5 protein-coding genes are annotated in these 11,953 nt (G+C 30.2%); 3 read left to right on the top strand and 2 right to left on the bottom strand.

The features are described 5' to 3' along the window. Positions 1–6: 6 nt before the first annotated feature. Together mvaD and mvk are read right to left on the bottom strand one after the other, a co-directional pair. Positions 7–966, bottom strand: coding sequence for a diphosphomevalonate decarboxylase (gene mvaD, locus CS873_RS05110; protein ID WP_099974798.1), 960 nt, complete (start codon positions 964–966; stop codon positions 7–9). Next, positions 959–1,909: a mevalonate kinase gene (mvk, locus tag CS873_RS05105; protein WP_099974797.1), complete on the bottom strand. Its 951-nt coding sequence runs from the start codon at positions 1,907–1,909 to the stop codon at positions 959–961. The genes mvaD and mvk overlap by 8 nt, the downstream gene beginning before the upstream one ends. 110 nt (positions 1,910–2,019) lie before the next feature. Here mvk and CS873_RS05100 point away from each other — a divergent pair, with 110 nt between their 5' ends. Genes CS873_RS05100 through CS873_RS05090 form a run of 3 tightly spaced genes read left to right on the top strand, consistent with a single transcriptional unit; the run spans position 2,020 to position 11,922 of the window. Next, a complete protein-coding gene (locus CS873_RS05100; RefSeq protein WP_099974796.1) occupies positions 2,020–5,502 on the top strand; it encodes a PD-(D/E)XK nuclease family protein in 3,483 nt (1,160 codons plus the stop codon). Positions 5,503–5,505: 3 nt separating this feature from the next. Beyond that, positions 5,506–9,102 (top strand): helicase-exonuclease AddAB subunit AddA, encoded by a 3,597-nt coding sequence (addA, locus tag CS873_RS05095; RefSeq protein WP_099974795.1) that lies wholly within the window; start codon positions 5,506–5,508, stop codon positions 9,100–9,102. Positions 9,103–9,120: 18 nt separating this feature from the next. Next, positions 9,121–11,922: an ATP-dependent DNA helicase DinG, 3'-5' exoribonuclease type gene (locus CS873_RS05090; protein WP_099974794.1), complete on the top strand. Its 2,802-nt coding sequence runs from the start codon at positions 9,121–9,123 to the stop codon at positions 11,920–11,922. Positions 11,923–11,953: the final 31 nt, after the last annotated feature.

The raw sequence follows: 11,953 nt of genomic DNA, 5'->3' as shown, positions 1-11,953 counted from the left end.
TGCCTCTCAATCAATATCTCTTAATCCTTGTCCAATTTTTGCTTGAACTGTTTTTGCTGATTCAACGTTATTTTTAATATATTCATCTACAATATCAATATTATTTTTATCAGTTATTATTTTAACATTAGGACCTGCATCAATTGTACAATATGCAAGAATTCCGCTTGTTCTAAGTTTTTTAACTAATTCTATTACTCTTAATGTATTTCCAGAAAAATATGTAAATGTTGGGTTTGAAGATATCGTTAATGCATGCATAGACATTGCATTGTGTTCTGAAATTTCACCAATCTTTTGAATATCGTTGGCTAAAATAGCAGATTTAATTTCTTCAAGATTTCGATTTACTAGATTTTTCCACTCACCATAGAAGGGTGAAGTTGCAGCAGATAGTCTCATACCCTGAGTAGAAGAAATATCTTTTTTATTTTCATTTAAAATAACGGATAAGATCATCAAGTCAGTCTTTGGATTCTCATCAATAGGTATAGCAAAAGAAGTTTGGTTGCTATTTCCAGCTTGCCATTCTACAAAACCACCATAAATAGATCTACTTGCTGAACCTGAACCGTTTCTTGCTAAAATAGATAATTCTTTTTGGTTCAGACCTAAATTTAAATTACTATTCAAAGCACCGGCTAATGCAGCGTAACCAGATGCAGATGAAGCAAAACCAGCAGAAGTAGGAACATGATTTTCTGAAATGATTTTAAGATGATTATCAAAACCGTATTCATTACGGACAAAGTCTAAATATTTTGAAATGCGTGTATTGTCAACAATTTGTCCATCTAGTATAAACTGATCATACTCACTATCGATGATTTCCACTGTAGTATCAGTATAGAATTTGTCCAATGTTAGAGAAAGGCTACCTGTATATGGAATTTTATATTGTTCGTCTGCTTTTCCCCAATATTTGATTAGCGCAATATTAGTATAAGCACGTGATGTTTTAGTCAATATCAGTTTCCTCTTCGTATATTGAAAGTGGCTGAATCCAAGTTTGGTAAGCATTAGCTAGTTGTAATTCATTTCTAATTTTTTGGGCACTACGTAAATCACTAGCAAGACAGATAATACATCCGCCTTTACCTCCACCGGTGATTTTACTACCTAAAGATCCACCTTTATTTGCTGCCTCAATAAGTCTGTCAGTTTCAGTACTACCTAAGTCTAGTTGGGACAACAACAAATTAGCGGAATTAAATGTTTTTCCTAACTCTGCTAAATTATTAGATTTTAAAGCTTCATATGCTTCTAAAGTATAATCACCAAGTTTTTCTAAAATAGGTGCTATGGTTTCTTCATCTTTATTGTACATATCTCTAACTTCAGCAACAGTTTGTTTAGTCTTACCTTTAACTCCTGAATCAGCAATTATGATAAATCCTGATGATGAGAAACTAAATCTTTCTACAGGTTTGTCTTTGCTAAACAAAATTGATTCATCAGAAATAACTGTAACACCATCTAATCCACTAGCTTTACCGTGATTAACAGTTTCTGAATCATTAATATATGAAAGCTGTTCAGAATTTTTCAATTCCACTTTAAAGAAATCAAAAAAAGCGTCAACAATAGCTGCAGAAATAGCTGCAGAAGAACCAAGTCCTCGCTCTATAGGCAAACTGCTATCTATAGTAATCGTATAGGATAAATTATTATGATTTAATTTTTCATCAAGTTGATTTATCAAAACTTTTATTCCTGAAAGTGTTTCCGGAATATCTTTTAGCGTACCTGCGTAATATCTTGAAGAGATATATTTCTCACTACTTTGTTTAATTTGTACTATCACGGGAATGCTTAGCAAGGGTAGGGCAATTGCTGGATAACCGTAGACAACTGCATGTTCACCCATAATAATTATCTTACCGTGACTTTTTCCTGTTCCAATAAGCACACTAACACCTCTGTTCTAATAATTACTATTTTAAACATCTGTAGATCTTATTTCCATACCTAAACACGATTAGATATATATGTGATAAAATTTTTTTAGGAGATTAAAATATGACATTAAATTTCATTCTTGGCAAGAACAAAGTTGATCATCATCAAAAAATTCAAGAATTGTTTGAAAATGATTATCAAAAAAATCCTAAAAATCAATTCTTCTTTTTAGTTCCAAATCATATCAAATTCGAATCTGAAATTGAGTGGCTGAACAGATTTGGTCAAATAACTGGGAACAGTGATATTGTAGCTGCAAATAATGTACAAGTATTCTCTATTTCTAGGCTTATTTGGTATCTATTGAGGGATACTGATCTCTTAGATAAGGAAAGTATCACAACTACCAAATCAGCAATGATCCTTAGAAATATTGTTAACTCTAATCAAAGTAAGTTGAAATTATTTTCGGGTATGGTTAACAAACAGGGATTTATCTCTGATCTTGTCAGCCAATTTGATGAATTGATTTCTGGTGCAATTGAGCCAGATGATTTAGATTTAATAGAAAATGATCAATCAAACAAAAATAAAATTGCTGAACTAAAACTTATCTATGAGCAATATGTTCAAGAAATGTCACAGTTTGAAACAAATAGCAGTCGTATTGATGAACTAATTGAGTATCTGAATACAAATGACTGTAAAAATATGAATTTTTATATTTCAGATTTTTCTTCATTTACTGCTACTGAATACAAATTAATCGAAGCACTTATTACTAACGGAAACAGTATTAATGTCTCATTGATAATGGATGAGCCAGCGATTGAATTACCAGAAAAAACAGACTATTTTTACCGTGTTAAAAAAACCTTCAATCAACTTTTCCAAGTAGCTAAAAATAATAAAATACCATTCCACAGTCTTTTTGCTGATAAGTCTAGAATAAACGGTGATATAGAAAGATTAGAGGATTTTTGGTTAGATTCCAATGCTCCAACCCCAATTAGTAAACCGGAATCTCTAGAAAATGATAATTCAGTTCAAATTTGGAAGGCATCTGATAAACAAACAGAAATCTCCATAGTCAGTACTTATATCAGACAACTTGTTGCAACCCAGGATTATCGATACAAGGATTTTTTAATAGTTACTAGAGACTTATCACAATATGAATCATTTATTGATTCCTTGCTAGAAAATAATCAGATACCTTACTATATCGACATTCAAAGTAAAATGGCAAATCATCCCTTAAAGAAAATGGTAGATCTTCTTTTTGAAATCATGTCTAACAATTTCAGAAGTTCAGATATAATTGCACTTTTAAGGACAGAATTATTAATACCAGAAGATCAATTCGAATCTGAAGAAGAATATCGTCTAGCAGTAGATTTACTAGAAAATTATGTTATTGCAAATGGTATAAACTTCAAAAATTCTTGGCTTGGAGAGGACTTAGTTAATCCAGATATTGAAGATAAAAATTTAACAAAAGAGTTCATACTAATAAATTCGCTTAAAAAATTTATAAGTGATATTTTCAATGAATTGATTAACTATTTAGATAACTCTAAAAACAATCTAGAAGCTATCTCTAATTTGTATAGTTTTTTAGAGGAAAAAAATGTTTTTTCGACTCTTAAACAATGGTCTATAAATAGCATCGAAAAAAATGATCTTAGAGCCGCAGATAAGATTGATCAAGTCGTCAATAAATTCAATAGTATTTTAGATGAATTCATTGATGTATTTGGTGACGAAAAATTTGATTATAAATTATTAATTCAAGTTTTAGATTCTGGTTTTGAAACTGCAAATTATTCTCAAATTCCTAGTACCTTAGACGCTGTGAGTGTTTCAGAAATAGGAATGGTACAGCCTCTAAATAGAAAAATTATTATTGTAATTGGTTCAACTAGTAACAATATGCCTGGTGCAACCACAACTAAAACTATCCTAAATAATGAAGAGAGGGTATCTTTAACAAATAACTTAAACGATGACTACAAGTATCTACGTGAAGATGATGAGATTATCAATAACAGTGAGCCATACCTGCATGGATTAATTTTCTCATCAGCAAAAGAACGTATTATCTTTACTTACCCTAATATAACCGAAGATGATAACTCCGACGAAGTGTCTAGTTATGTGCAAAGAATACAGAATCATTTCAATCTAACTAAGCAAAGTTTTGAAATTAATCCAAATCCTTCAACAAAAGTAGAGGGAGAAATTCTTCGATATGTTGGCTCAGATATTTCTACTTTGAATTTTTTAACGAGAGCATCAAGAACCGCACTAGATAATAGGGAAGACCTTTCAAGTGGCTGGAAATATATCAGAGATTCACTGGTAGAAAATATTAAAGAAAGAGCACAAATCACACTATCGTCTCTCGATTATCGTAATATACCAGATAACCTAAGTCCTCAATTAGTTGAAGATTTGTATGGTAAAAAAATTGATGTATCCGTCTCAAGGCTTCAGACATTTTACGAGAATGAATATGAGTATTTCTTAAAATACGGATTGAAATTAAACCCTAGAACTGTTTATGAAGTTAGTCCCATGCAAATAGGGAATCTTTTCCATGGAGTATTGGACGGATTTGTTAAAAAAATATCCCAAGAAAATATTGATATTCGTGATCTATCAAATACCCAATTAAATAAATTGGTAGACGAGTTATTCATTAATAACTTAAACCAGAGTGAATTTAATATTCTACGATCATCTCGAAGAATGAACTATATTGCTCAAAAAATTAAAAACACACTATTAACAACAATTTACAGAACTCAAAATCAGTTTAAAAAATTATCTTCCAATCCCAAAAGTTCTGAAGTTACTTTTGGATTATTAAACAAACTTCAAGATATAAAGGGACTCACTATACCAATTGATGATCTCCATGTTATTAATGTTCGTGGGAAAATTGATCGAATTGACGAAATGATTTTTGATGACAAATCATACTTAACGGTTATTGATTACAAATCAAGTACCCGTGATTTCTTATACAAAAAATTTATGTCTGGTTTAAATTTACAATTAACTACCTATCTACAAAGTGTTCAAGATAACTTGCCACTATTAGCTTCAAAAACAACCGCCGAAGTTGCAGGAGGTTTCTATGAACATATTCAAAATCCCATAATTAGCTATGATGAAAGTAAAAATAATGACTCTGAAATAGAAAAGAAATTTAAACTAAAAGGTTTAATTTTAAATGACGAAACTCTACTGGAAAGTTACCAACCAAATTTATCTGGTAGATCTGATATTTTACCTATAAATAAAACCAAAACTGGAATTAAAATTGCTAAAAATTCTTCTGTAAATTCTGAAGAATTAAATTTAATTTTGAGATACAACACTAATCTAATTAAAGAAGCCGGGAAAAAGATCTATTCAGGTCAATTAAACTTGAACCCTTATCGGGATGGTACAGAGCAAACGGCTCTTCAATACAGTGACTACAAACCAATTATGGTCTTTGATGCCATGTTACAAGAGAACAATTACAATGATATTCAAAGCTATGATAAAGAAACAGCACTTCAAAAAATAAAAGAAGACTTAGGAGAGGACTAACTGATGCCAAAATGGACAGAAGATCAAGAAAAAGCCATATATCATACTGGTCATGACATTTTAGTTTCAGCTGCTGCCGGATCAGGTAAAACGACGATTCTGATTGAAAGAATTGTTGAATTACTCAAAAACGGTTCAAGTATTGACAGTCTTTTAGTCTCTACTTTTACTAAAGCTGCTGCTAATGAAATGAAGGAACGATTAGAAGTAAGGTTGAAAGAGTTAACAAGAGAACCAGAACTTAATCCTGATCTAAAGAAACATTTGCAATCACAGATCTATAAAATTCCTATGGCTAATATCAGCACACTTCATTCTTTCTTTAACACAATAATTGAAAAATTTTATTACGTTATTAATTTAGATCCATCATTGCAATTGATTACTGATGATACACAGATTCAGATGCTTAAAGATCAAGCTATTGAAAATGTTTTTTCTGATTACTACGAAAAAGATGATAGTGATTTCTTAAATGTTGTTGACAACTTTTCAAATGATCGTTCCGATGAAGGATTAATTACCTTAATAGATCAACTGTATAATTTTGCAATAACTAATACGGATACTGAAAAATGGCTTAACAGTTTGTCATCTTTCTATAATTTAGAGGATCCGTTTGAAACCAGTGACTTTTATAAATATACTCTGATACCAAATTTAAAATTAAATATTTCAAGTTTAATTGATGAGTTAACTGAGATTTATTACTTATCACAAGAGGATCTTTTATCATCCGCATATACAGAAGCAGTCTCCTCAGCACTGAATGATTTAAAGCAAGTTTATTCAGAAATTGAAGAAAAATCATTTGATGAGATTAGAGATTATTTCCAAAATTTCAAAATGGCATCTGCTAAAAGAATTTCTAAAGAGGACAAAGAAGGGGAAGACCCAACTCTAGTTGAAGCATTAAAAGAACAAATAAAATCTTGGAAAGACTCTTTAAAAAAGATTAGTGAAAACTATTTCTCAATGGACGCCAAATTATTAACTAGTGTAAGTAATAGTTCCGCTAATATTATTGCCAAACTAGTTGAGATAGAAATTAAGTTTATTAATGAGTATAAATCACTAAAATTAGCCAATGATTTGATGGATTTTAATGACTTAGAACATTACGCATACGACATCTTAAATACTGAAATTGATGGAGAAAATATAGCTCAAGACTACTATCAAAATAAATTCTCTGAAATCATGTTAGATGAGTATCAAGATGTAAATGCTATGCAAGAAAACATTATTCAAAAAATTAAAACTGAATCTAATCATTTATTTATGGTTGGTGATATTAAGCAATCTATTTATGGATTCAGACAAGCTGCACCGTATATTTTTGCTCAAAAGTATCGTGATTTTCAAAAGGATGATAACGATTCTGAACTGATTCAACTATCAATGAATTTCCGTTCAGCGGTTGATGTCGACAATTTTGTTAATACTATTTTTGAAAGAATTATGGATGAAAAAATTGGTGAAATCAATTACGATAATGATGCAAAATTAGTTCCAGGAACCAGTTTTCCAGAAGATACCGATACTAAAAATGAATTTTACTTGATAAATAATGATGAAAATAGCGATAAAAGGCAGGACCAGATTGATTTTACGATAAGTAAAATTCAAAAAATGATTAGTGATAAATTTGAAATTTATGACACTAAACTAAAAGAAAAACGTCCAATCAAATATTCAGATATCGTGATTTTGGCTAGAAACAAAAGTATGAATACTGATATGGTATCTTCATTTGCCAAAGCAGATATTCCTTTATTAGTAACTGCCTCAGAGAACTATTTTCAAACTACCGAGCTACAGATTTTAGTATCATTTTTAAAAATAATAGATAACCCTATACAGGACATTCCTCTAGTTGCAGTGTTAAGATCTCCAATTGTAAAACTAGGTGAGAGACAGTTGGCGGAAATTCGATTGGCAAGTAAAGGAACCAATTTTTATAATGCAGTAAAAAGTTACGTTGAAAAAAATGACGACGAACTTGCTAACAATCTAAATAATTTTCTTAATTTACTTGATAATTATCGTGAGTATTCGAATAAAAACAGTATTACGCAACTAATTTGGAAAATATACAAAGAAACTGGTATTTTGGATTATATTTCAGGTATGCCCGGTGGTAAACAACGTGCAGCAAATTTAAACGCTCTTTATCAACGTGCCAATTCATATGAAAAGAATCGATCTCGTGGACTTCATGATTTTATTACTTATATTGAAAAACTAGAACAGAATGATAAAGATTTAGCACAACCCAGCAGTATTGACAACGAAGACAATACCGTTAAAGTTATGACAATTCATGGTAGTAAAGGTTTAGAGTTCCCTGTGGTTTTCTTTGTTGGTTTAGGTTCTAAGTTCAACAATAGAGATGTTATTTCAGCTAATATTTTAGATACCCAATTAGGTATCGGTATTGACTATACGGACCAACAGAAACATGTTAAATATAAAAATATTCAAAAAGTTATTATAAGTAATAAGAAAAATATTTCATCGATATCCGAAGAAATGCGACTATTGTATGTTGCTTTGACAAGAGCTAAACAAAAATTGATTATGGTGGGATCAGATAAAACACCTGAAACTATTCTAAACAAGTGGGATAGTGCTTCCGCAAATGATAATGGATTAATATCTGTCGCAAGTAGACTAAACAGTAGGACATTTCAAGATTTAATTGGAATATCTACTTTGCAAAGTAAGCAAATTAAAAATTATGACGAGAATACTTTTTACAATAGTAATTGTGCTCTTACCTTTGAATTAATTTTTGAAAAAAATTTTGCTAGTGCTAAACAAGTGTCTAACATTGTAGAGAGTAGCTTTGAGCTTACTAATTTATTTAAAACTACTGTTCAAAATATTTTAAACTTTGATTATTCTTACCAAAGTGCAGTCAATACAACTGCTTATCAATCAGTTTCTGAAATAAAAAGAGTATTTTCTGATCCAGATGAAGATTCCATGTTGTATTTGGAACAAGGATCACAATCTAACAGAATAGTACAAAATTCTTTTGATAAACCTAATTTTTTAAAAACAACTGAATCAGTATCTCCAGCACAAGTTGGTAGCGCAACCCATCTAATTCTTCAAAAAATAAATATCAAACATAAACCCACAACACAGGATTTTAATGAGTTAGTTAATAGGTTAATTCAGAATCAAACTTTTACTAAAGAAATAGCACAAAAAGTGGACGTTAATGCTTTAGTAAACATGTATAATAGTGATTTAGGTGATCAAATTATTAAAAATAATGAAAATGTAAGTAGAGAGTATGCATTTTCTCTACTGATTCCATCTGACAAATTGTTCAAAAACAATGATGATTCTCATGATAAAATACTTGTACATGGTATTATTGATGGATTAATTGAGTACGAAGATCACGTAGTTATATTTGATTATAAAACTGACAATATAAAGTCTGAAGATCATCAATCAGAATTGATCAAAGAATATTCTGGTCAATTAAACTTATATGAAATCGCAATTCAAAATATTCTGAATAAACCAGTTACTGGTAAATATTTATACTTTTTAAATAACAATAATCTAGTAAATTTAGCTTAAAGAGCAGGAGGTGAGTCTTTGAAAAATTCATTTGTTGTTGTCGATCTAGAGACGACTAATGCAAATTGGCATGATAATGGACGTATAATTCAATTTGGCTGTGCAATTATTGAAGAGGGGGAAATTACAAGTCTTATCAATCAAAAAATAAATCCTCAGGTTCCTATTTCTTCAAGAATTAGCGCACTTACAGGCATAACAGATGATGATGTTAAAGACTCACCAATATTTGAAGATATTGCTCCAGATATTTTTAAACTACTAAAAAATAAAATATTCATTGCTCATAATGTAAATTTTGATTTAACTTTTCTTAATAGAGAATTTCAACGAGTTGGTCTTAATGAACTTAATATTAAGGCAATAGATACAGTTGAGCTGTCACAAATTTTATTTCCTACTTTGAGTAGTTATAAACTTCAGGATCTTACAAGTTACCTCAAAATTGAACACAACAATCCACATAGTGCAGATAGCGACGCACTTGTTACTGCCGAATTATTTCAAACATTGCAGGAAAGACTTAGATCTTTACCAAGAACGACAATAGAAACTCTTGCAAAGCTTGGAAAAGATACCATACGTGATACAAATATAGTTTTCAAACAAGCACTTGAAGAAACATCAGATAATGTTCCTCTAAGAGATTACTTGTATGAAAAAAATGGATTGGTTTTACGTAAAAAAGATTTACACATAACTGATTACATTCATAAAAATAATCATTTTCCAGATACTACAAAAAAGAAACAATTATTGTTTAATAAAAAAATAGAATATAGATCTAATCAAGTAGAATTAATGGATTTTATCTATAAACTAAGTAACAGTAGAAATAAAAAACAAAAGTGGAATATAATCGAAGCACCCACTGGATCGGGTAAAACCCTAGGTTATTTGTTGCCATTAAGTTATGTTACAAATAATAATCAAAAATTGATTGTCGCTACTTCTACAAGAGTACTTCAACAACAAATCTTAGACGAGGCAATTCCTCTTCTGAATGATATTACTGGAAATAACTATCATGCTGAGATTGTTAAGAGTAGCTACAATTATATAGACTTGGATCGTTTCTTTGATGCTCTTCAAAGTTATGAATCGCATGGTCATACAGCATTAATTGAGATGAAAATCATAGTTTGGTTAACTATGACAACTACAGGTGATCTTGGAGAACTAAAGTTAACAAATTACAACAATCCATTTTTCTCATTAATCAGACATCATAAGGAACTAAATGAGAATACTTTATTTGCTGACGACGACTTCTGGAAATTTCAACAAAATAAATTCAAAGAATCAAATATTCTATTAACTAATCAAGCATTTTTAGCTAGAAATGTTGATATGGACTATTGGGGACAAAATTCTTATCTAGTGGTTGACGAAGCCAATCATTTTGCACAAAGTGTAAGAGATGCTAATTCTCCAGTAATAAAGTTTTATCAAATCAACGAGTATATTAAAAAAATTAGTGACATATTGTATCAAAATAGAAATACTCTAAAATTTGCATTTGATCAATCTCCTACCAAGATATGGAGTTCCAAAGATCTAAGTGAATTCGAAGAGCACTTCCAAGATATTAATAACTTAATGGAACGAATTGAATTTAATATTTTTGAAAACTACATCCAAAGTCACGTGAAACTGAATGATCGTGAGAGAGATGTTTCTATAGTTAATAATTCTCAAAAATTTGGTAAAAAGAATGAACATTTAACAGAAATGCTCGTATCGTTACAAGGGCATTTGAATTTTATTTCTAAGCGAATTGATCAACTATTCGATCAATATTCATCACAGAAAAATTTCATTTCAATTGAGTTATCAAGAATTATTTCAAGTTTAGTCATTGAGAATGAAAAATTACTGACACCTATTTCCTATATTGATGAACTCATTCAACAAATAGAAAATCGATCAGGAAAATTTGGTGTAGAGTTACAAATGTCTAACTTCTACGATCCAAAAACAATTGAAGTTAGTTGGAAACAATATGATATCAAGAAACCGCTCCAACAAATTGAAAGTAGATTTAGTCAAATAATCAATATCGGTGCTGCTTTGAGTATCCAAAATTCGTTTGATTTCTTCATATCTGATTTACAACTTAGAGAAACAAGAATAAATAAAACATTGATTCTAAATGACACAAATCACATTGACCAAAATCTTAAAATATATCTACCAGATAATCTAAAAGATATAAATGATCTTAATAATGATGAATATTACCGCATGATTGCTAACTATATTATTGATTTATTAAAGAATGTAGATCGTCAAACAATGATTCTTTTCAATTCTCTAAACACTCTAAAGAATGTTTACTTCAAGCTATTAGAAGGCAATCTAGAAGAAGAGTGGGAGCTTTTGGCTCAGGATGTTACTGGTAGCCCTGAAAAAATCAAAAAAAGATTTGCATTGGGCAATCGTGCTGTCTTACTTGGTGCTAATTCATTTTGGGAAGGTGTAGATTTTCCAGATAAGCTTTTAGAGATTATTGTGATAACAAGAATCCCATTTGAATCACCTGAACAACCTGACGTAAAGATTAGAAATGATATTTTAAAAAAGAAAAAACAAAACGTTTTTCTTGTCGATACATTGCCTAGAGCTATTTTACAATTCCGACAGGGGATTGGAAGATTAATAAGAACACCCACAGACAAGGGTATTATTTTGATGCTTGACAATCGTTTAACATCTACAAATTATGGTGATACTATATTAAAATCCATTCCTAAAAATGTTGATGTTGAAACAAAAAGTATGGATTCCATTAAAAAAGATATAAATAAGTTTTTGAATTAATGGAAAAGTTGCTATACTATTCTTATTGAAA

Origin of the sequence: Companilactobacillus metriopterae, assembly GCF_002762335.1 — a bacterium.
Lineage (GTDB): Bacteria > Bacillota > Bacilli > Lactobacillales > Lactobacillaceae > Companilactobacillus > Companilactobacillus metriopterae.
Note: the sequence above shows the minus strand (reverse complement) of the source record. Positions and strands in the feature narration are given on the sequence as shown.

Excerpts from the sequence above, each read along its gene's own strand:
- CS873_RS05100 (WP_099974796.1), top strand. The coding sequence starts at position 2,020 with ATGACATTAAATTTCATTCTTGGCAAGAACAAAGTTGATCATCATCAA.
- addA (WP_099974795.1), top strand. The coding sequence starts at position 5,506 with ATGCCAAAATGGACAGAAGATCAAGAAAAAGCCATATATCATACTGGT.